We start from the raw sequence: 21,459 nt of genomic DNA, 5'->3' as shown, positions 1-21,459 counted from the left end.
GGTGCGGGCACCCACTCCGGACACTTGTTTGGCCCGACTGCCGTCACGCCTGCTCAGGGCCGCCCGCGGGCTGGGGATGAACCGGTCAGGACGCGGCCTTGATGGTGATCTCGGAGATGTCGCTGCGGCTCTTGCCGTCGACAGTGCCCAGCGTCGAGATCCACACCAGCACGTACGACGTCGGGTCGGCTTTCTCCACCGAGATCGTGTTGGAGCCGGGCTTGAGCGGGGTCGGCGGCGTCAGCTCGGTGGTGTCGGACAGCGACGACGGCGATGCGCTGTCCGCCGAGCGGATCTGCACGGACGTGCCGGTGCTCGTGATGTCGAGGGTGACCTCGCCGATCACGGTGGGTTGCGGCAACTGCAGCATCAGGCCGACACCGTCTTTGAAACCGGGGAACGGCGCCGGGTCGGAATACGTGTCGGTCGCCCACATGGTGCTGCTGTTGCCGTCGATCGCGAGCCCGGCCTGGTTCGGCGAGTCGGCCTCACCCTCCGGGGAAAAGACCGTTGCCCGAACCGGTTTCACGGTGCTGCCGGTCGCGGCCCCACCGTTCTCGGATTCGGTGGCCGAGGTGGGCGCGTTGAGCCCGAGCTCGTCCTTGTCCAGTCCGCCGCCGACGTCGCCGAAGATGCGGCTGAGGATCGAGGCCATCACGACGAGCGCGACGATGATGATCGCGGCGCCGGCCGCGAGGCCGACCATGAGGCCCTTCTTGCGCCGGGCCTGCGCGTCGGCATCGTCGGTGTGCGGGCTGCGCACCGGTGGCGGCGGCTGCTGTTCGTCGACGGAGTCGATCAACTCGGTCCGGTCGGCGATCGCGGTGGCCTGCTGCAGCAGGTTCAGCAGCGTGGGCGCGCTGCGAATGCCACCGCCGGGCTGCACCGCGCGGGCAGCCGCGGCCGAGATCTGGAACGGGATGTCGCGGTCGATCGCGCGCGGCTCGACGGGCTGGCCGGCCGAGTCGAGTGCGGCGGGCTCGAGGCCACTGCGCACCCCGGTCTCCGGCAGCGGCCAGCGGTTGACCAGCAGCGCGTACAGGGCGGCTCCGATACCGCGGATGTCGTCGTCGGGCGTCGCGTCGGGCAGCGTGGCCGGGAAGGCGAGCGCGACGTCGCCCTCGATGCTGACCCGCACCCGGCTGGGATGGTCGATCGAAAGCGCGACGCCGGCGCGGTGCGCGGCCTCGGCGGCCGCGGCGAGCGACTGGATGGCCCGCGCCCCGCCGATCGGCGACGGGGATGTGTCGGCGACCTCGGCCAGCGACCCGCCGCGAATCCACTCCGAGACGATCAGGCCGCCGGACCCGCTGTGGGCCACGTCGAGCACGCGGGCGATACCGGGCACGTCGATACGACTCAGCTTGAGCGTGCGCGACAGGATGTCGGACACCTCGGAGTCGGGCATCGTGGCCTCGGGGTCGACGAAGGTCAGTGCGACCTGACGGTCGAGCGCGGTGTCGAGCGCCTGCCAGAACTGCAGATTGGGCGGCCCGCCGTGGAACACCAGCAGCCGGTAGCGACCGTCGGCGATGGTGGCACCCGGAATCAGGTGCATGTCCTCTCCGGCGGTGGCCGATTCGACGGCGGGCTCACGCGGCGGCGCGAACGAGATCGGTTCCCGGGTCGGGTCGCCGCCGTAGTCGGCGGGCGGCCGGCCCGAGGTCGAGCCGTTCGAGATGGTCACGGTGTCGTCGGACGGCGCGTTGTCCCCGGCCGGCACGTCCGGCTGGAAGTCATCGGGGGCGGGACGGGGCAGTTTGGTCGTCGCGGTCCCCTCGAGTGCCGGGCCGCCCGCAGATTCGTCGGTCACCGGTGGTCCTTTCCGAGTCCCCGCTCCGGCAACGGAGGCCGGAGCCCCACCCCAACCGGCTGCCGGCGCTGGCGGGAACCGGTGGGGAGAAGAATTCCTCTGATCAGGGTACGTGACCGGGCTGGGCGGCCGTGGCTGGACGGGCCGTCGAATAGTTTGCACGGCTACCCTTTCCGGGTGGCCGGCCGGCGCGCCGCCCCGGTTGCCCAAGCGGCGGCGGACCACGGCGAGCGCCGATTGCGCCTCGGGTACCTTCGCCGCGATCAGCACACCCGCGATGATCGGGACCATGATCAGGCCCAGGGCCACGAGCCGCAGGAGAGAGCCCGCCGCGCCCCAGTGAGTGGTGAGCGATTCGAGGCCGAGCAGCTGGTCGGCCACCTGCGCCACCAGACCGGCGATCAGCGACGCCGTGATCGTCACCAGGATCGTCCGGATCACCGCGAGGCTGAGCAGCCGCCCGTCCGGCGGGTCCAGGTTGGCCCGCAGCAGCACATGGCCGACGATTGCCCCGGCGACCCAGCCCAGCCCGTTCGCGAGGCCCAGGTAGCCCGCGACCATTTCCGGATTGTCGGCGAGCGCGGGCGCGGCGATCGATGCCGCGATCTTCACGACGGTGATGACGACGATGATGATGATCGGCGTCCACGGTTGTTCGCGCGCGTAGAACACCCGCAGCTGCAAGAGCACGAGCGCGTAGGGGATCAGCGTGAAGGCCGACAGCGTGATCGCCATGCCGAGGTACCCGGCGTCGGCCTCCCCGAAGTTCCCGTAGGCGAACAACGCGCTGCCGATCGCGGGCCCGCCGACGGTCATCATCGCGACGATCGGAATCAGCGTGACCATCGTGAGCCGGGTGGCCAGCGACAGGTCGGCGAGCACCGCCGGGGTGTTGTTGGCGGCGGCGTTGCGGCTCAGCCGGGGCATCACGACCGTGAGGACGGTGACGCCGATCATCCCGAACGGCAGCTGCAACACGAGCCAGGTGTAGTTGTAGATCGCGGGACCCGACGCCGCCGCCGAGCTCGCGATCTGGTTACCGACGATCAGCCCGATCTGGCTGATGACGACGTAGAGCACCATCGCGGCGGCCATGCCGCCGAACTTCTTGAGCCGGTCGTCGAAGCCCCACAGCGGCCGTAGGCTGACCCGTTCGGCGCGGATCGCGACCAGCAGCACCGCGGTCTGGGCGACCACGCCCAACGTGGTGCCGATCCCGAGTACCAGAAGTTTGGCGTTACCCATCTCGACCGGGTCGAGCGAGAGTTCGCCGGGGACGAGCACATACAGGCCGAGCGTGACGATGGCGACGACGTTGTTGAGTACCGGGGCCCACGCCGGCGGCCCGAACACGTTGCGCGTGTTGAGGATTGCGCCGAACACCGACGTCAGCCCGTAGAACAACACCTGCGGCAGCAGCAGGTAGGCGAATGCCACGGTCAGCGGATTGTTGACCTGAGGGTCGCTGCCCAGCATCACGCGCACGAGAAGGGGTGCGCACGCCACCGACAGCACCGTGGCGGCCAGCAGCAGCGCGGTGGCAAGCGTGACCAACCGCCGGATGAACGCGGTTCCGCCGTCGGCGTCGTCGCGTTCGGCCCTGGCAAGCACCGGCACGAAGATCGCGGTGAACGTGGCCTCAAGAACCAGCGCGGCGACCATGTTGGGCAGCTGATTGGCCACCGAGAACGCGCTCGACAGCGCCGCACCGAGAATCGCCGCGAGCAGCACGATGCGGAAGAACCCGGTGATCCGCGAGATCAGGGTCGCGAACGCCATGCCCCACGACCGTGACACCACGGCCGCGTCGGACAGTTCGGGCCGTCCGGCCCGGCGACGCGGACCCGGGCCCCGCGGTATGCGCGGTGGGCCGACCGGCCGGACGGCAGGGGGGCGGGCCGGGGGAGGTCCCATCGGGGTGACGGGCCGCCCGGCGCGTGGGTGGGGCGCTGTCATCGCCGACCGTCCGGCGTGTCCTCGCGGCTGAACGCCATCGCGACCTCGATGGGATCGGGATGTTCACCCGGAGGCGTGAGGTCAGCGGGATCGGGCTGGCCGCGGAACCGGTGCCACAACCGCCGCCCGGCCAGCAGGACCAGCACCGCGCCTGCCGACAAGGTGATGAAGAACAGCAGCTTGCCGTACGCGTTGGAATGCACCGACAACCGCACGGGCTCGCCGAGCGGCATGCCGTCCGCGGTTTGCAGTGCCACGTCGACCGCGACGCGCTGCGTGAAATGCACCTCGATCGGCACCCGCAACGGCAGATAGCCGGGCGGCAGCACGATCTCGCCCATGTCGGTCACCGTCATGCCGGGCGGCGCATCGACCTGCAGCCGTACCCGGACCGGTACCGGGAGGTTGTTGCGCAGTGCCAGCGGCAGGGGACTGCGTTCGGTGGCCAGGGTGTAGGCGCCGCCCGGGTTGACGATCGTGACCGCGCCGAACATGTCGTCGACGCTTCCCGACACGGTGGCCAGGCGCTGCTGCGCCAAACCGTTGCGGGCCTCGGGCGGCACCGACTGGCTCAACGCCCGCAGCATGTCCTCGCGCAGCGGCGCGGTGTACTGCACGCCGGTCAGCCCGGTGCGCTCGTCGGTCGTCAACGCCGCGGTCAGACCCCACAGCCGTCCGATGACCGCGGCGATCCCGCCGGTGATCGCGTCGTCGATATGGCTGCGCGGGTTGCCGAGTGACTCGGCGGGAAGCGGCTGCACGGGTGCGCCGGGCACCGCGTCGCCGTCGGCGATGACGGCCGTGAGTGGCCGCGGTACGGCGAGCCCGGCGTGAATCGTGGTGGCGACGGCGGTGAGGATGGCCTGCGCGTCGTCGGGATGCAGGGTCCACACCAGTGGAGGCATCAGGATCTGGGTTCGCGGTTGGATGTCGGGCGTCAGGCCGCGCCACATGAGGGCACCGAGCGCGTCCTGGCGCCGCGCGGTCTGGGAGTCGTGGCGGACCGGGATGTCGAGCGACGGGTCCAGGTACGACGGCGCAATGGGATCGGTGCCCGCACCGGCCAGCGCGGCGCCGACCGCGGGGTCGAAGCCGGCGGCGACGAGGCTGGGGGAGTAGCGCACCGGGGTCACGTCTGCGGTCTCGGGTGTGCCGGTCGCGGCGTCTTGCGCGGTGATGTGGGCGGCCGCGATGGCCACGGTCTGGCCCTGTGCGGTGAGCAGGTCCACGGCCGGGCCGGTGAGCGGTCCGTCGGCGACCAGGCTCGCGCCGCGCGTCGAGGTGACACCAAGGATCTGGTCGACGATGTCGCCTGCCCCATTGGTCGCGGTGCCGCTCAGGCCCGCATCGCCCACCCGGTGCAGGGCGGCGAGATCGGCTTGGGCATAGGTGGTCGGCGCGACGCACATGCGCTGCACCAGGGTTCGTAGCCGATTCAGCCAGCCCACCGCCGCTTCCTGGCCGGTTCCCGGCCGGGTCGGGGTGCCCGGCCCGGCGTCCGGCCCATCGTTGACGACGTAGCCGCCGGTCATCGCGTTGACCGTGACGAGCAGGTCGGGATCGACGGCCAGGCACAGCGCGCTGCGAACCTGGCCGGACGGGTCGACGGTCGGGCCGGTCGCGAAGTCGATCGCCGACAGCAGCGTGTCGAGCCGTCCACCGGGTGCCAGCGATGTCGCGAGGTCGTCGTCGATCAGCCGCACCGGGGTGGTGCCGCCCGGCGCGCCCGCCGCCAACCGTGGCCGGTCGGCGAGCGGCCAGAGCATGGTCAGCCGGACCGGGTTCGACGTGTCCGGCGGGACCACCGAGTTGAGTGTGTCGGCGGCCGACGCCGTCGCGGCCGAGTCGGCGGGTGGTACGCCGAGGACCGGCAGCAGGAAGCGGGCGTCGTCGAGGCGCGCGGGTGCCCCGTAGTCGGGTGTGCCGTTGACGTTGACCAGCACGGGATACACCCCGGGCCGGTCGATGTGCAGCGATTGTCCGGCCGCCCGCAGCGGATAGGACAGCGTGAAGGGAACGGTCTGGCCGCGCTGCATCTCGGGCGCCACGGTGATGAAATCGGCGACCGGCTCGAACTGGTCGAGGTCACCGGTGAGATCGGTGCGCAGCTCGGTCGACGACGTGACGGCGCGCGCGTGCTCCATCCGGATGACCACGTCGCGAACCGGCCGGTCGCCGACGTTGAGTATGACGCCGCTGACCGTGACGACGGATTCGCTTGTGGTCGTCACGACTTCTGGGGTGACCCGGTCGATGCGGATCTGCAAGAACGGCGTAGCGCCGGGTTCGCCCGCGGTGGCGCGCGGCAGCTGGGCCGGTGAGAGCATGACGAACAGCGACAACAACGCCATGACCAGCACTATGCGCGCCACGGTCGAGGGCCACCGGTGCATCGCCGCGGTGGCGGTCACGGGCCTTGTCCGCATCCGTTCGTGCGCCGGCGGGGCTGGGGTTGAGCAGTGTCATCGCGGCGGCGGGTGTGCGAGTGCGTCTGGGCGCGTCGCCGCGGCGCGCTGCGTGGCAATGGCGGCAGGGCTCCCGGCCCGTCCGTGTGCAGTTTGTCGATCAGCTCACCGGCCACCTCGGCCAGCCTGCGCTCGTCGGCGTAGGCCAGCCGGGACGGCAGCTCGCGCAGCGGAACCCAGGCGACTTCGGTCACTTCGACATCGTCGTCGGACAGTTCTCCGCCGAGAAATCGCATCAGGTAGTGATGCACTGTCTTGTGCACCCGGCGGCCCTCGGTGACGAACCAGTAGTCGATGCTGCCCAGCGCGGCCAGGACGCTGCCCTGGATGCCGGTCTCCTCGGCGACCTCGCGGATCGCGGTCTGCTCGGCCGTCTCGCCGAGTTCGATATGGCCCTTGGGCAGGGACCAGAGCATGCGGCCGCGGCGGTCGACCCGGCCGATCAGTGCCGCCACCTGAGTGTCCTTGGGACCGTCGATCCCGTCGATGACCAGCCCGCCTGCCGATGTCTCGTGCACGGTCCGCAACCGGTCCGGTGGGCGCCGGGGGCGCGACTTACGTTGCTTGGATTGATCCCGCGGTGTCGGCGCCGCCGCAGGCTTCTGGGTTTGGTCGGTGACGTGTTCGCTGGGCTGCGCGGTGTGATGCTCGGCACTCGCGGCCGGTGGCCCGGCGGCCCGTTGTGCGCGGCGTTGGCCACGGCGCCGACCCCGGCGCCGTCGTGGTTTGGCCTGTTCGCCGTCCGACACCCAAGCGATAGTAGCTGCCACGCGGGTCGGCTCCTGCCACACTCGCCGGTAGCGGGCGCACCGCGCGCATTAGGCTCATCGAACGTGCCCGATGCTGCTCCTGCTGATGCCGAACTGCTGGCCGGCGCGCTCGTCGCGCTGAACCGCCGCGCCGACGTGCTGCGCGGCCTCGGTGCGGTGTTCGCTGCCGCGGGCCACGAGCTCTACCTCGTCGGCGGCAGCGTGCGCGACGCGCTGCTCGGCCGGCTGACCGACACGAGCGACCTGGACTTCACGACCGACGCCCGGCCCGAGCAGATGCAGAAGTTCCTGCGGCCCTGGGCCGACGCGCTGTGGGACACCGGCATCCAGTTCGGCACGATCGGCGCCGGCTTGGGCGATGACCGCCTGGAGATCACGACCTTCCGGGCCGACAGCTACGACCAGGTATCGCGCAACCCGACGGTCGAGTTCGGGGACAACCTCCACGACGATCTGGTGCGCCGGGACTTCACCGTCAACGCCATGGCGGTGCGCATCACGCCCGACGGACCCGGCGAATTCCACGATCCCCTAGGGGGTTTGGCGGCGGCCCGCGACAAGATCCTCGACACCCCGTCGGCGCCCGAGGTCTCCTTCGGCGACGATCCGCTACGCATGCTGCGGGCCGCCCGGTTCGTCTCGCAGCTGGGTTTCAGCGTGGCGCCGCGAGTGCTCGAGGCGCTGCTGGAGATGGCTCCGCAGCTCGAACGCATCACGGTCGAACGCGTCGCGGCCGAGCTCGACAAGCTGCTGTTGGGCACCGACCCGGTGGCTGGCATCGACCTGATGGTGCAGACCGGCATGGGCGCGGTGGTGCTGCCGGAGGTCGGCGACATGCGCATGGCCATCGACGAACATCACCAGCACAAGGATGTGTACTGGCATTCGCTGACGGTGCTGCAGCAGGCCATGGATCTCGAGGAGCCGGCGGAGCCCGATCTGGTGCTGCGCTGGGCGGCGTTGCTGCACGACATCGGCAAGCCCGCGACCCGCAAGCACGAATCCGACGGCGGAGTGAGCTTTCACCATCACGAGGTGGTCGGCGCGAAGATGGCCCGCAAGCGCATGCGGGCGCTCAAGTACTCCAAGCAGATGGTCGACGATGTGTCGCAGCTCGTGTATCTGCATCTGCGGTTCCACGGGTACGGGGACGGCAAGTGGACCGACTCGGCCGTGCGTCGCTATGTGACCGATGCCGGCCCGCTGCTCGGTCGTCTGCACAAGCTGGTCCGCGCCGACTGCACGACTCGCAACAAGCGCCGCGCCGCGCGGCTGCAGGCCAACTACGACGACCTGGAGACCCGCATCTCCGAGCTCGCGGCGAAGGAGGATCTGCAGCGGGTTCGGCCCGACCTCGACGGCAACGAGATCATGGAGATCCTCGGCATTCCCGCGGGACCGCAGATCGGTGAGGCGTGGCGCCACCTCAAGGAGCTGCGCCTCGAACGCGGCCCGCTGACCCGCGACGAGGCCGTCGACGAATTGTTGAAGTGGTGGAACGCCAGGGGCTGATCGTGCGTCTGATCAGACATGGAGTACTGCCTGGGTGACGCCGACGGCTCGGCGACCATGTGGACCAAAGCGCCCGATGTCGACCTCGACGGTAACGGTACGTTCGACGGGATCGGGCTGGATCTCGACGGCGACGGCCGTGTCGACGACGTGATGGCCGATCTCGACGGCGACGGGCTGGCCGAGCACGCGGTGCGCGACATCGACGACGACGGCACCGCCGAGAGCTATTTCACCGACGACGGATCCGGCGTCTGGGCGGTGAGCGTCGATCGTTCCGGTCAGGTGCGGTGGTTCGGGCTCGACGGGGGCGAGCAGACCGGCGGCCCGACAGTCGATTTCGACGGGGACGGCGCGGCCGACGACCGGCTGCTCGATGCCGACGGCGACGGTCTGGCCGACCGCGTGCTTGCCGGCGAGTTCGCACACGTCGACACCGACGGCGATGGCCGATGGGATCTCAAGCTCGCCGACACCGATGGCGACGGCCGCGCCGACTCGGTGTCGTGACTCGGCGGGCGCGTGCGGTCAGCCCCGGCCGGCTCCCGGCGGCCCCGCGAACGCCTGCGCGATCGTCAGCCACTTCGCGGCGTCGGCGCCGTCAGCCGTGACGTCCAACTCCGACGGCGCCCGGCGCTGCGTGACCAGCATGCAGAAGTCCTCGGCCGAACCCGTCACTCGTTGCGCGGCATCGTCTGGACCCCATGACCACATCGAGCCGTCGGGCGCACGCAGCTCGACCAGGAACGGCTCGGCCGGTGGCGTCAGTCCATTGACGGTGAACGCGAAATCGCGTGTGCGAACGCCGATGTGGGCGATCGAGCGCAGCCGGGCGGTGGCGGGCCGCCGCACACCGAGCGCGTCGGCGACATCGAGCCCGTGTGCCCAGGTCTCCATCATCCGGGCGGTCGCCATCGATGCCGCACTCATCGGCGGGCCGAACCATGGCAGCTTGCGGCCGTCGGTGACGTCGAGCAGCGCGTCGTGCAGCCGCCCGCGGGTCTCGCGCCAATCGGCCAGCAGCCGTCCCGGCGGTGTGAGCGCCAGCTCCTCGGCACCGGCGTCGACGAAGCCGGTCGGATTCTTCATCGCCGCGGCGAGCACATCGTTGAAGCCGGGCTCGTCGGTGATCGCGATGAGCGACACCCGGTCGGTCCAGAGCAGATGCGCGATCTGATGGGCGATGGTCCAACCGGGCGCCGGGGTCACGGTCGCCCAGCCGGTTTCAGGCAGGTCGGCCACGAGCGTGTCGAGCTCGTCGCTCTCGGCCCGCAGATCGGCGACGATGTCCTGGGCTGTCGACATGCCGGTCACCTTAGACCGGGGCTAGGTCCGCTTCGGCGAGGCCACCATCGCATGCACGACGAGGCCCGCCAGATAGATCACCGATCCCGCCGCCACCAGCCAAGGGGCCTGGCCGTCGGACGGGATGAACACCGCCGACCCGGCGATCGCTGCGATGAACGACATCCAGAACAGCGCGTCCTGCACGGTGAACACGTGCCCGCGCAACGCGTCGTCGACGTCGAGTTGCATGGCCGAATCGGCGCACAGCTTCACGAGCTGCCCGGCCGCGCCGAGCAGGAACCCGCACACCAGCATCACCGGCAGGTCGAGTCCGATGGCGACGATCTGGATCACCGCGGCGAATGCCAAAGCCCAGTTGGCCGTTGCGTAGCGGCCCAGGCGGGCGATCACCGCGGGTGCGGCCAGGGTCGCCAGGAAGGAGCCGGTGCCGGTGGCCGCCACGAACACGACCGCGGTGCCGAGCCCCACTCCGGCGACCTCGGTCGGTGCGTCGGCATGGCGGACGATCACGAGCACCAGCAGCGTGTTGATGCCGAACGCCATGCGGTGGGCGGCGAGCCCGGCCAGCGTTCCGGCGACCGTGCGCACCGCGAGCACGGTGCGGGCGCCGTGTACCCATCCGGTGGCCACGGCGTAGGCGGCCGACCCATGGATGGCGCGTTTGCTCTCGTGCGGACCGAGCACGTGCGGGCCGAACCGCACAGACAGCCACAGCGCCAGCGCGACCGGAGCCAGGACGATGAAGATGATCACCGACGCCCCGGCATCGCCTGCCCCGAAAACCCAGCGCGGCAGCAACATGAAGTTGGCCCCGACGAACGCCGCGAGCGCACCCGTCGCGCTGGCGACCGCGTTCATCGCCACGACCTGGTCGGCGGGCACCACGTCGGGTAGGGCAGCCGACAGTCCCGACGACACGAACCGGGTGAACCCGTTGGCGATCAGCGCGCCGAACAGGATCGGCAAATCCGCGACGCCGAACGCGAGCAGCACGCCGACGAGCAGCACCATCAGCAACCGGCCCAGGTTGGCGCCGATCATGACCAGCCGCCGGTCCCAGCGGTCCAGCAGGGCGCCGGCAAACGGTCCGAGCACCGAGTACGGCAGAAACAGCACTGCGAATGATCCGGCGATCGCAAACGGTGTGGCGGCGCGTTCCGTACTGAACAGCAGCGCCCCGGCCAGCGCGGCCTGGAACAAGCCGTCGCCGAACTGGCTGACCGCACGCAGTTCCAGCAGCCGCCGGAACTCCGTCATGCCCTGCAGCGACCGCCATAGGGCGATGGGCGCGCGAGCGTCAACCACGGAAATCACGTCCTGTTCGGGAAGCTGTGCACAGAGCAATCGGCAACCCGCTCCACAGTACAAAGTTCGCCGAACCCGCGAGGAGCGAGATCAACCGCCGAATTCCGGCCACGCCTGCGGTTGTTAGCCACGTCGCGGCGGCGCTGGTGCCATGATGTACGAGTGGCGCAGTCAGAGGACCCGGAGGATTTCGTCGCTCCTGCGGCGCACCGCGTTCGACCGGGAACCCTGCTGCTCGCGAACACCGATCTCCTCGAGCCGACGTTTCGCCGCACTGTCATCTACATCGTCGAGCACAACGCCGGTGGCACTCTCGGGGTGATCCTCAACCGGCCGTCCGAGACCGCGGTCTACAACGTGCTGCCCCAGTGGGCCAAGCTCACGTCGAAACCGAAGACGATGTTCATCGGCGGCCCGGTCAAACGGGATTCGGCGCTGTGCCTTGCGACGTTGCGGGTCGGGATGCAAGCCGACGGTGTGGCCGGCCTGCGGCATGTACAGGGCCGGGTCGTCATGGTGGATCTCGACGCCGAGCCCGACGTGCTGGCGCCCATGCTGGAAGGCGTCCGGATATTCGCGGGTTACTCGGGTTGGACCATCGGTCAGCTGGACGGTGAGATCGAGCGTGACGACTGGATCGTCTTGTCGGCGTTGCCGTCTGACGTGCTGATCGAGCCTCGCGTCGACCTGTGGGGCCGAGTGCTGCGGCGTCAGCCGTTGCCCACGTCGCTGCTCGCGACGCACCCGATCGACGTCAGCCGGAACTGATCTATTTGCACGACAGCGTGCAGCTCGCGCACGAGCCCGCGCAACCTGCTGCCGAGCCCGTGCTCGCCTCGGTGCGCGCGACGGCTTTGGCGCTCTGCCAGCAGCCCGCGGCCACGGTCGCGATCGCACCGATGATGCACACCACGACGACCATCAGGCCGGTTTGCGGGGCCGCTGCGAGGGCGGCCGCGCCGCCCGCGGCGAGCATCACCGCGGCGGCGAGTTGAGTGGGGGCCACCGCTCGCAACACGTTGCGCACGGGGTCCCCGGTGCGCGGCCTGGACAACAACCACAGCCCGAGGACTCCGACGACGACGGCGGCGCTCAGACACAGCAGCGCGGCGATCAGCATGCGCCACACAATACGAGGCGCACGCCGATTCCGTGGGGTCGGGCCGCAACCTTTTCCTGGGCGCTCCGGCTCAGCTCGGCGCCCCGAGAAGCTGCGGCAAACCCGGCAGGGCGGGAAGTGCGGGCGGCGCCGCGGGGGCAGCCGGCGGGGGTGCCGCGGGTGTCGGTGCGCTCACCCGGAACCCGGACACGATCGCGTCGGCTGCCTCGGCCGAAGCCGATATGCCCTGGTTGGCGGCCGACGAGTTGACCGAGAGAGACACCAGGTACCGATCGGGGCCCGAGGTCGCGATGACGTGCCTGCGCGACGTGTTGAGCATCTGGCTGCCGGAGTTGTAGCTACCCTCGATGAACGCCGACGGGAAACCGTTGAAATCGGCGAGAGACATGTCGGTGGATCGCCAACCCAGCTGCTGCTGGCTGTCGATGTAGCCGTGGCTGATGGCTTCCTTCGGATCGAAGTCGCCGACCAGCTTGTAGACGACCACCTGGGCGTTGGGCGTGTACAGATCGGTGCTCGTGCGGTCGGCGATGACCGCGAACGCGTCTGGCACGTTCGGGTCGGGCACCTTCGACCAGCCCGCTGGCAGCGGCAGCACGATGTTGAGCGCCTTGAAATCGTGGCTGACCTGTGGCTCCATCTTGACGCCCTTGGCCTTGAAGAACTCGGCGAGAGTGCCGGACGAGGCAGGCGTGATGGTCTGCGCTGCCACCGCTGGCACCGCGACCGGAGCGGGCACCGCGGGTACGGCGCCTGCGGCGGCGGGCGCGGCCGGTGCGGCGGCCGGGGCGACGGTCACGGTCTGCGTCACCGTCGCCGGGCTCGGTGCAGAGGGGCCGGGTGGAAGAGGAAACAAGGGTTCGGCGGACGCGGTGTTCCCCGCGAGGCCGACGACCCCTGCCAGGCCGACGGCCGCTCCTGCTGCCAGAACCCGCCAGCGGCGGGCACTCTCGATCATCGTTCGGTCCTTCCCAACGGTCAGGGGCGATTTGCTGCCCCTCGTCAGGCGCCGACTGTATCCACGCCACAGGCCCGGTCACCAGATGCGCAACCGACCTGGAATCAAGCCATGACATGGTTGCGACGCAACCGATACCAAGCCGTGCCGTTCAGCCCGGCAGATGGGTGGTGAGCTGGCTAAACCGGCAAAATCGTGGCCTTATACCCTGTTGGGCGTGACCGAACCCGCAACCACGCAGTCAGGGCCCGACGGGGATACCCCGCAGCACCGCTATACCGCGGAGCTTGCCGGGCAGATCGAACGTGACTGGCAGCAACGGTGGCACCTGCTGGGTACGTTCAACGTTGCCAACCCGGTGGGCTCGCTCGCCCCCGCCGACGGCTCCGGTGTGCCTGCCGACAAGATGTTCGTGCAGGACATGTTCCCGTACCCGTCGGGCGAGGGCCTGCACGTCGGCCATCCGCTCGGCTACATCGCGACCGACGTGTACGCGCGCTACTACCGCATGACGGGCCGCAACGTGCTGCATGCGCTGGGCTTCGACGCGTTCGGCCTGCCCGCCGAGCAGTACGCGGTGCAGACCGGGACGCATCCGCGCACCCGCACCGAAGCCAACATCGTCAACTTCCGCAGGCAGCTTGGCCGGCTCGGGCTCGGCCACGACGCCAGGCGCAGCTTCTCCACCACCGACGTCGACTTCTACAAGTGGACGCAGTGGATCTTCCTGCAGATCTACAACGCCTGGTTCGATCCCGATCTGAACCGGGCCCGGCCCATCAGCGAACTGGTCGCCGAATTCGACTCGGGGACAAGGACGCTCGATGACGGCCAGAACTGGCGTGATCTCGACGCGGCGGGCCGCGCCGATGTGATCGACGGTTACCGGCTCGTCTACCGCGCGGATTCGATGGTCAACTGGTGCCCGGGGCTCGGCACCGTGCTGGCCAATGAAGAGGTCACCTCCGACGGCCGCAGCGACCGCGGCAACTTCCCGGTGTTCCGCAAGCGGTTGCGGCAGTGGATGATGCGGATCACCGCGTACTCCGACCGGCTGCTCGACGATCTCGAATTACTGGACTGGCCGGACAAGGTCAAGACCATGCAGCGCAACTGGATCGGCCGCTCGACGGGCGCCAATGTGCTGTTCGCGACCGGCGCAGGCAACATCGAGGTGTTCACGACCCGTCCGGACACGCTGTTCGGCGCGACGTATGTGGTGCTGGCGCCCGAGCACGACCTGGTCGATGCGCTGGCCGCCGACGCGTGGCCGGATGGCACCGACGAACGCTGGACCTACTCGGCGGCGTCGCCGCGCGAGGCCGTCGCCGCGTACCGCGCCGACATCGCGGCGAAGTCGGATCTGGAGCGTCAGGAGAACAAGACCAAGACGGGCGTGTTCCTCGGCGCCTATGCCACCAACCCGGCTGACGGACAGCAGATTCCGGTCTTCATCGCCGACTATGTGCTGGCCGGCTACGGAACCGGCGCCATCATGGCGGTGCCCGGCGGCGATCAGCGTGACTGGGACTTCGCCAAGCAGTTCGGCCTTCCCATCATCGAAGTCGTTGCGGGCGGCGACATCTCGGAGGCCGCGTACAGCGGCGACGGAACGATGGTCAACTCCGGCTATCTGAACGGTCTCGACGTCGATGCGGCCAAGGCCACCATCATCGACCGGCTGGAGGCCGAGGGGCACGGCCAGCGCCGCATCGAGTACAAGTTGCGCGACTGGCTGTTCGCGCGTCAGCGGTACTGGGGCGAGCCGTTCCCGATCGTCTACGACGCCGAGGGCCGCGCTCACTCGCTGCCGGAATCGGCTCTGCCCGTCGAACTTCCGGACGTCCCGGACTATTCGCCGGTCCTGTTCGATCCCGACGACGCCGACAGCGAGCCGTCGCCGCCCCTCAACAAGGCGACCGAATGGGTGCACGTCGAGCTCGATCTGGGCGACGGCCTGCAGACATACACCCGCGACACCAACGTGATGCCGCAGTGGGCGGGCAGCTCGTGGTACGAGCTCCGTTACACCGACCCACACAACTCAGAGGAGTTGTGCGCCAAGGAAAATGAGGCCTATTGGATGGGCCCGCGCCCGGCCGAGCACGGGCCGGACGATCCGGGCGGTGTCGACCTGTACGTCGGCGGCGTCGAACACGCGGTGCTGCACCTGCTGTATTCGCGGTTCTGGCACAAGGTGCTCTACGACCTCGGTCACGTGTCGTCGCGGGAACCCTATCGGCGTCTGGTGAACCAGGGCTACATTCAGGCCTTCGCCTACACCGATGCGCGCGGAACCTATGTTCCGGCAGCCGAAGTCGTCGAGCGGGACGGCAAGTTCTACTGGCCGGGCCCGGATGGCGAAATCGAGGTCAACCAGGAGTTCGGCAAGATCGGCAAGAGCCTGAAGAACTCGGTGTCGCCCGACGAGATCTGCGACACCTATGGCGCTGACACGCTTCGGGTCTACGAGATGTCGATGGGTCCGCTCGAGGCGTCGCGCCCGTGGGCGACGAAGGACGTCGTCGGTGCGCACCGGTTCCTGCAGCGGGTGTGGCGAGTCGTGATCGACGAGACGACCGGAGCCGTGCGGGTCGCCGCACACGAGGCACTCGACGAGCAGACGTTGCGGATCCTGCACCGCACGATCGCCGGGGTCACCGAAGACTATGCCGCGCTTCGCAACAACACGGCCGCGGCGAAGCTGATCGAGTACACCAACCACCTCACCAAAGAAGGTGTTTCGGCGCGGGCCGCGATCGAACCGCTGGTGCTGATGGTGGCACCGCTGGCGCCGCATCTGGCCGAGGAGTTGTGGAAGCGGCTGGGCCACGACACGTCGCTCGCGCACGGACCGTTCCCGGTGGCCGACCCGCAGTACCTGGTGGACGACACCATCGAGTTCCCGGTTCAGGTCAATGGCAAGGTGCGCAGCAAGATCACCGTCGCAGCCGATGCTGACAAGGCGACGCTTGAGGCCGCGGCTCTGGCCGACGAGAAGGTGCAGGCCTTCGTGGCAGGCGCGACGCCGAAGAAGGTCATCGTCGTACCCGGCCGGCTGGTCAACATCGTCGTCTGATCAGCCGGGGCGGACCACGATCTCGTGTACGTGGCCGTCCGGCGGGGTTGTGACGGCGTTGGCGACCAAGCCGGCGACGGTCTCCGGGCGCAGGAAGCGCCCGGGGTCGTACTCCTTGCCCTCGTACGCGACGAGCTCGCGCTGCATCTCGGAGTCGGTACGGCCGGGAAAGATCGAGGTGACGCGCAGGGCCGGCTCGTCGGCACGCAGCGAGTCGGCGAAGGCACGGAGGGCGAACTTGCTCGCCGAGTAGGACGCCATGCCGGCCGAGACCGTCCGGCCCGCACCGGAATTGATGAACACGACGTGGCCGCGGGCCGCGCGCAACGCCGGCAGCAGCGCCAGTGTCAACGCGACCGCCCCGGTGACGTTGACCTCGAACGAGGCCCGCCATTCCTCGGCGCTCGATTCGCCGACGCGGCCCGGGTAGAGCACGCCGGCGTTGTGGACGAGGACGTCGAGCTCGGCGAGCACTTCGGAACTGGCCTCGATCGAGTCGGCGTCGGTGAGATCGAGCGGCCAGGTCGGTGCGCCCAGCCGCTCGGCGAGTTCATCGAGGTGAGCGGACGGACGCCCGGCCAGCAGCACGGTATGGGTGGGGGCGAGCGCGGCGGCAATGGCCGAACCGATGCCGCCGCCGGCCCCGGTGATGAGCGCGGTCGGCACTCCTGAAACGTTACTAGGCCCCTCCGCCGGCCCCACCGGCCTGCGCGACTTGCCCAGGAGTCGCATCATGGTACGGATGCCTCCCGATCCCACCTTCGCCCCGACCCAGCTCGCCGCGCGCGCCGCCTATCTGCTGCGCGGTAACGACCTGGGCGTGATGACCACAGCGGCGCCGCTGCTCTACCCGCACATGTGGAGTTGGGACGCCGCGTTCGTGGCGATCGGGCTGGCTCCGCTGAGCGTCGAGCGCGCCGTGGTGGAACTCGACACCCTGCTGTCGGCGCAGTGGCGCAACGGGATGATCCCGCACATCGTGTTCGCCAACGGTGTCGACGGCTATTTTCCCGGTCCGGCGCGGTGGGCCACGTCGGCGCTCGCGGCCAACGCGCCGCGGATCCGGCACACGTCCGGCATCACTCAACCGCCGGTGCACGCGATCGCCGTGCAACGCATCCTCGACCACGCGCGCAGCCGCGGCCGCTCCACCCGGGCGGTCGCCGCGACGTTCCTGGACCGGCGGTGGGGCGATCTGGTGCGCTGGCACCGCTGGCTGGCCGAATGCCGCGATCAGGACAGCCGGGGCCGGATCACGCTGTATCACGGCTGGGAATCCGGTATGGACAACTCGCCGCGCTGGGACAGCGCCTACGCCAACGTGATTCCCGGCAATGTTCCGGAGTATCAGCGTGAGGACAACACGATCGTCACCGACGCGACCCAGCGGCCGTCCGATCTCGAGTACGACCGGTACCTGTGGTTGCTGGAGGAGATGAAGTCAGTTCGCTACGACGACGATCTACTGCCCAAGGTCATGAGCTTCGCGGTCGAGGATGTCTTCGTCTCGGCGATCTTCTCGGTGGCCTGCCAGGTGCTTGCCGAGATCGGTGAGGATTACAAGCGCCCGCACGCCGATGTGCGCGATCTCTACTCGTGGGCGGAGCGGTTCCGCGGCGGCGTCGTCGAAACGAGCGACGAGCGCACCGGTGCGGCAAGAGATTACGATGTACGGGCGAAGAAGTGGGTGGCCACCGAGACCGTGGCGCAATTCGCTCCGCTGCTGTGCGGGGGGCTTCCGCACGACAAGGAGCGGGCGTTGGTGAAACTCCTTGAGGGGCCCCGATTCTGCGGTCATCCCGACCTGAAGTACGCGTGTATCCCGTCGACTTCGCCTGTGTCACGCGACTTCCGGGCTCGCGAGTACTGGCGTGGGCCGGTGTGGCCGGTGATGACGTGGCTGTTCTCGTGGTGCTTCGCCCGAAGGGGCTGGGCCGAGCGCGCGCGGCTGCTGCGTCAGGAAGGACTTCGCCAGGCCAGCGACGGTACGTTTGCTGAGTATTACGAACCGTTCACCGGCGAGCCGCTGGGCAGCATGCAGCAGTCGTGGACCGCGGCCGCGGTGCTCGACTGGCTCGGCTAGCCCGTACTACTCCTCGGCCTTGGCCTGCGACGCCGCGCTTTCCTCTTCCTGGCCGGCCAGCCGCTCGAGCGGAGCCAGGGCCTTGGCGAGGGTTTCGAGATCTTCCGCGCTGAGTTTCGCCAACCGGGCGGCCAGGTCGGCGCGGCGCGCCGCCAATGACTCGCGATGCTGAACGAGACCGCGCGGGGTGACGTCGACGAGCACGGCGCGCAGGTCCGAGGGATCGCGCGAGCGCTTGACCAGGCCCAGCTTCTCGAGCCGGCGGATCGCGACGGTCGTGGTGGGCGTGCGCACGCGTTCGCGCGCGGCTAGCTCGGTCATCCGGATCGGACCCTGGTCCAGCAGGGTCAGCAGAATCGACAGCTGAGCCAGCGTCAGATCGCCCGCGGTGCCCTTATGGGTATCTCCGCGGCGGAGCACAGAGAACACCTTGGAGAGGACACGTTGAAGCTCCCCAGCAAGCTCCGTGACCTGCGATTCGGTCTCCACCATAATTCGCTAGTCTAACCTGTCTGATCCTGTCACGATGTCAGGTTGCGGATTTGGCGCGACGAATCAAAGTATCTGGGACAAGAAGCGGCGCAGTCGATCTGTTTCGGCAGCTTCGAAGATCTGCGTCGGGGTACCGGACTCGACGACCTTCCCGTGATCCATGAACACCACGCTGTCGGCGGTGGATCTGGCGAACCCCATCTCGTGGGTCACGGCGATGATCGTCATGCCGTCGGCGGCCAGTTCGGTCATCAACTCGAGCACGCCCTTGACCAGTTCGGGATCGAGCGCGGAGGTGGCCTCGTCGAAGAACATCACCTGCGGTGCCATCGCGAGTGCCCTGGCGATCGCGACTCGCTGCTGTTGACCGCCCGACAGCGTGGCCGGCCGCACATCGGCCTTGTGCCGCAGGCCAACCCGGTCCAGCTGAGCCAGGCCGAGCTCACGGGCGTCCTCGGCGTCGAGGCCCTTCAGCTTGCGCGGCCCGAGGGTGACGTTGTCGAGCACGGTGCGGTGCGGGAACAGATTGAACTGCTGGAACACCATCCCGATGCGCTGCCGCAACTGGTCGGGATTGTCGCCGAGCACCGAACGGCCGTCGAGCAGGATGTCGCCGCGGTCGGGTTCGTAGAGCCGGTTCAGCGTCCGCAGCAGCGTGGACTTGCCGGAGCCCGACGGCCCGATGACGGCGGTGGTCGTGCCTGCGGGCACGTCGAGGTCGACCCCGCGCAGCACCGGGTTCGGGCCGAACGACAGATGAATGTCGCTGGCAGCCAACGAGACTGCTGCCGGAGTGGTTTCGGCGGCCGGCATCAGATCATCTCCTGGTGGGCGGCGGGCAGCGGTTCTTCCTCGGTCGGGGGCCTGCCGCGGCGCAGCCGGTTGTCGATGAAGTTCACCAGATGCGTCAACGGAATCGTCAACATCAGGTAGAACAGGCCGGCCGCCACGAGCGGCGACAGGTTCCCGGTCTGCGCGTTGAGGTCACGCCCCACCTGGAACAGCTCGCGCTGGTTGGCGATGAGGCCGAGGAAATACACCAGCGACGAGGCTTTCAGCAGCGAGATGAACTGATTCATCAAGGCGGGCAGCACGCGACGAACGCCCTGGGGCACCACGACAAGACGCATCGACGACGCATAGCTGAAGCCAAGGGCGCGCGAAGCTTCCAGCTGACCGGCTTCCACACTCTGGATGCCGGACCGGAAGATTTCGCCGATGTAGGCCGCGGCCATCAAGCCGAGCGCGGCGATGCCGAGCGGGTAGGGATTGTTACCCGTCAAGGAGCCGACCACGGGGCCGATGCCAAGCCCGATCAGCAGGATGATCACCACTTCCGGCAGGCCGCGGAAGATGTCGGTGTAGACCCGGGCCGGCCAACGCAGCCAAGCCGATCGGGAGATTCCGGCCACGGCCAGCACCATGCCGAGAACGAGGCCGATGATGCTGGCGCTGACGGTCAGGATCAGGGTGTTGGGCAAGCCGGTCTTGAACAGATCGGGGATGGCCTGTTTGTAGAGTTCCCAGTCCAGGAACGAGTCGGCCAGTTGCGACAACGTGGATTTGGGCGCCACCGCTTCGCCTGCAGCCGGTTGTTCGCGGCTCGCGGCGATCGCGTCGAAGTCGGGCAGCTGGGGCTGCGGCGCAGCTCTGGATCCGGGTTTCCAGCCGGGCGGCAGCGCGCGCGGCACCCAGTCCGAATACAACCGGGCCCACGTGCCGTCGGCGATCACCGCATCGAGGCCCGAGTTGAGCGCATCGATCAGCGGCTGGTTCTCCTTGGCCACCGCCCACGCCACGAAATTGTCCAAGCTGAAGGTGTTTTCGATGATCTCGGCGGGGTCGCCGGGCTGTACGGTGCCCGACGCCTGCTGCGAGGGCGCCACCCACGCGTCGATCTGGCGGGTCTTGAGGCTCGCGTAGACGGTGTTGTAGTCGGGGAACTTCACCGGTTGAAGGCGCAGGGTGTCGATGACGTAGGACTCCTGCACGGTGCCCTGCACGACGCCGATGCGTTGACCCGGTCCTAGCTTGTCAAAACCGGTTATGGCTGAGCCGGTCGGCACGACGAGGGAGAAGTAGCCGAAGTCGTAGCCGTTGGTGAATCCGACTGTGCGGCGGCGCGCGTCGGTTGTCGTGATCGACGACGACGCGACGTCGAAGCGCCGCGACGCGGTCTGGGCCAGCAGCCCGGAGAACTCGGTGCCCACGAAGTTGATCCGCAGGCCCAACTTGTCGGCGATGGCCCGCAACACCTCGTTGTCGAATCCGGTGAACTGGCCTGCCGAATTGATGCAGATGCTCGGCGGTGCGTCCGAAAGGGTGCCCACGGTCAGCACGCCGGGAGTCGACAGCCCGAGCGCATCCGTCCGGACCGTATCCAACGGCTGCACGGTCGGCGTCGTGTACTTGTCGGCACCCGGCCCGGTCGCCGCCGCGGCGAGATTCGTCGGCAGCGCGCTCGCGCTCTGCACGCCGGGCGGAGCGCACTGATCGACATCGGCGTTGGCCGGGCCCGCCAGCACCAACCCCATGACCATCAGGGTCGATGCCAGCAGCGCAGCGAGTTGTCTGACGCTCATCTGTTGCAACCTAGTG

General features: G+C 68.9%; 16 protein-coding genes. 5 read left to right on the top strand and 11 right to left on the bottom strand.

From position 1 onward, the window contains the following. Positions 1 to 85: 85 nt before the first annotated feature. The 3 genes from murJ to ACRCUN_RS08325 are packed head-to-tail and all read right to left on the bottom strand — an operon-like array spanning position 86 to position 6,983. Positions 86 to 3,727: a murein biosynthesis integral membrane protein MurJ gene (gene murJ / locus ACRCUN_RS08335; RefSeq protein ID WP_462141350.1), complete on the bottom strand. Its 3,642-nt coding sequence runs from the start codon at positions 3,725 to 3,727 to the stop codon at positions 86 to 88. 38 nt (positions 3,728 to 3,765) lie between these two features. Next, complete coding sequence (locus ACRCUN_RS08330) at positions 3,766 to 6,162, bottom strand: DUF6049 family protein (RefSeq protein ID WP_462141349.1); 2,397 nt, start codon at positions 6,160 to 6,162, stop codon at positions 3,766 to 3,768. 14 nt (positions 6,163 to 6,176) lie between these two features. Continuing rightward, positions 6,177 to 6,983, bottom strand: coding sequence for an NUDIX hydrolase (locus ACRCUN_RS08325; protein WP_462141157.1), 807 nt, complete (start codon positions 6,981 to 6,983; stop codon positions 6,177 to 6,179). Between the two features lie 84 nt (positions 6,984 to 7,067). On the opposite strand from ACRCUN_RS08325, the gene ACRCUN_RS08320 reads away from it, so the two are divergent. Beyond that, positions 7,068 to 8,516: a CCA tRNA nucleotidyltransferase gene (locus ACRCUN_RS08320; protein WP_462141156.1), complete on the top strand. Its 1,449-nt coding sequence runs from the start codon at positions 7,068 to 7,070 to the stop codon at positions 8,514 to 8,516. Between the two features lie 18 nt (positions 8,517 to 8,534). Then, positions 8,535 to 9,026, top strand: coding sequence for a pullulanase (locus ACRCUN_RS08315; protein WP_462141155.1), 492 nt, complete (start codon positions 8,535 to 8,537; stop codon positions 9,024 to 9,026). Positions 9,027 to 9,044: 18 nt separating this feature from the next. Here the strand turns inward: ACRCUN_RS08315 and ACRCUN_RS08310 are convergent, their stop codons facing one another. Both ACRCUN_RS08310 and ACRCUN_RS08305 read right to left on the bottom strand, forming a co-directional pair. Beyond that, positions 9,045 to 9,821, bottom strand: a complete 777-nt coding sequence (locus ACRCUN_RS08310; protein ID WP_462141154.1) for a TIGR03084 family metal-binding protein — start codon at positions 9,819 to 9,821, stop codon at positions 9,045 to 9,047. Positions 9,822 to 9,842: 21 nt separating this feature from the next. Beyond that, the gene (locus ACRCUN_RS08305; protein ID WP_462141153.1) at positions 9,843 to 11,129 is read right to left on the bottom strand and encodes an MFS transporter; all 1,287 of its coding nucleotides are present in this window, start codon (positions 11,127 to 11,129) and stop codon (positions 9,843 to 9,845) included. 162 nt (positions 11,130 to 11,291) lie between these two features. On the opposite strand from ACRCUN_RS08305, the gene ACRCUN_RS08300 reads away from it, so the two are divergent. Then, on the top strand, positions 11,292 to 11,897 hold the full coding sequence (locus tag ACRCUN_RS08300; protein ID WP_462141152.1) for a YqgE/AlgH family protein: 606 nt from the start codon (positions 11,292 to 11,294) through the stop codon (positions 11,895 to 11,897). 1 nt (position 11,898) lies between these two features. Here the strand turns inward: ACRCUN_RS08300 and ACRCUN_RS08295 are convergent, their stop codons facing one another. Next, positions 11,899 to 12,249: a hypothetical protein gene (locus ACRCUN_RS08295; RefSeq protein WP_462141151.1), complete on the bottom strand. Its 351-nt coding sequence runs from the start codon at positions 12,247 to 12,249 to the stop codon at positions 11,899 to 11,901. A 70-nt stretch (positions 12,250 to 12,319) separates the two neighbouring features. Next, entirely contained in the window at positions 12,320 to 13,207 is an 888-nt protein-coding gene (locus ACRCUN_RS08290; protein WP_462141150.1) for an LpqN/LpqT family lipoprotein, read from the bottom strand. A 217-nt stretch (positions 13,208 to 13,424) separates the two neighbouring features. Between ACRCUN_RS08290 and leuS the strand changes: the two genes are divergently transcribed. Then, positions 13,425 to 16,286: a leucine--tRNA ligase gene (leuS, locus tag ACRCUN_RS08285; protein ID WP_462141149.1), complete on the top strand. Its 2,862-nt coding sequence runs from the start codon at positions 13,425 to 13,427 to the stop codon at positions 16,284 to 16,286. Here leuS and ACRCUN_RS08280 read toward each other — a convergent pair whose 3' ends face one another. After that, on the bottom strand, positions 16,287 to 16,952 hold the full coding sequence (locus ACRCUN_RS08280) for an SDR family oxidoreductase (RefSeq protein ID WP_462141148.1): 666 nt from the start codon (positions 16,950 to 16,952) through the stop codon (positions 16,287 to 16,289). Positions 16,953 to 17,028: 76 nt separating this feature from the next. Between ACRCUN_RS08280 and ggh the strand changes: the two genes are divergently transcribed. Then, positions 17,029 to 18,369 (top strand): glucosylglycerate hydrolase, encoded by a 1,341-nt coding sequence (gene ggh, locus ACRCUN_RS08275; protein WP_462141147.1) that lies wholly within the window; start codon positions 17,029 to 17,031, stop codon positions 18,367 to 18,369. 6 nt (positions 18,370 to 18,375) lie between these two features. On the opposite strand, the gene ACRCUN_RS08270 is transcribed toward ggh, so the two are convergent. The 3 genes from ACRCUN_RS08270 to ACRCUN_RS08260 all read right to left on the bottom strand — a co-directional run bounded on the left by ACRCUN_RS08270 (position 18,376) and on the right by ACRCUN_RS08260 (position 21,443). Then, on the bottom strand, positions 18,376 to 18,861 hold the full coding sequence (locus ACRCUN_RS08270; RefSeq protein WP_462141146.1) for a MarR family winged helix-turn-helix transcriptional regulator: 486 nt from the start codon (positions 18,859 to 18,861) through the stop codon (positions 18,376 to 18,378). Between the two features lie 63 nt (positions 18,862 to 18,924). Beyond that, the gene (locus tag ACRCUN_RS08265) at positions 18,925 to 19,674 is read right to left on the bottom strand and encodes an amino acid ABC transporter ATP-binding protein (RefSeq protein WP_462141145.1); all 750 of its coding nucleotides are present in this window, start codon (positions 19,672 to 19,674) and stop codon (positions 18,925 to 18,927) included. Beyond that, the gene (locus ACRCUN_RS08260; protein WP_462141144.1) at positions 19,674 to 21,443 is read right to left on the bottom strand and encodes an ABC transporter substrate-binding protein/permease; all 1,770 of its coding nucleotides are present in this window, start codon (positions 21,441 to 21,443) and stop codon (positions 19,674 to 19,676) included. Before ACRCUN_RS08260 ends, ACRCUN_RS08265 begins: the two co-directional genes overlap by 1 nt. Positions 21,444 to 21,459: the final 16 nt, after the last annotated feature.

It is taken from the genome of Mycobacterium venezuelense (genome assembly GCF_054919535.1).
This window is presented reverse-complemented; position numbering and strand designations above follow the sequence as displayed.

Coding starts and splice junctions, on each gene's coding strand:
- ACRCUN_RS08295 (WP_462141151.1), bottom strand. CDS start 12,249: ATGCTGATCGCCGCGCTGCTGTGTCTGAGCGCCGCCGTCGTCGTCGGA.
- ACRCUN_RS08315 (WP_462141155.1), top strand. CDS start 8,535: ATGGAGTACTGCCTGGGTGACGCCGACGGCTCGGCGACCATGTGGACC.
- ACRCUN_RS08290 (WP_462141150.1), bottom strand. CDS start 13,207: ATGATCGAGAGTGCCCGCCGCTGGCGGGTTCTGGCAGCAGGAGCGGCC.
- ACRCUN_RS08310 (WP_462141154.1), bottom strand. CDS start 9,821: ATGTCGACAGCCCAGGACATCGTCGCCGATCTGCGGGCCGAGAGCGAC.
- ACRCUN_RS08265 (WP_462141145.1), bottom strand. CDS start 19,674: ATGCCGGCCGCCGAAACCACTCCGGCAGCAGTCTCGTTGGCTGCCAGC.
- ACRCUN_RS08330 (WP_462141349.1), bottom strand. CDS start 6,162: ATGCACCGGTGGCCCTCGACCGTGGCGCGCATAGTGCTGGTCATGGCG.
- murJ (WP_462141350.1), bottom strand. CDS start 3,727: ATGGGACCTCCCCCGGCCCGCCCCCCTGCCGTCCGGCCGGTCGGCCCA.
- ACRCUN_RS08270 (WP_462141146.1), bottom strand. CDS start 18,861: ATGGTGGAGACCGAATCGCAGGTCACGGAGCTTGCTGGGGAGCTTCAA.
- ggh (WP_462141147.1), top strand. CDS start 17,029: ATGCCTCCCGATCCCACCTTCGCCCCGACCCAGCTCGCCGCGCGCGCC.
- ACRCUN_RS08260 (WP_462141144.1), bottom strand. CDS start 21,443: ATGAGCGTCAGACAACTCGCTGCGCTGCTGGCATCGACCCTGATGGTC.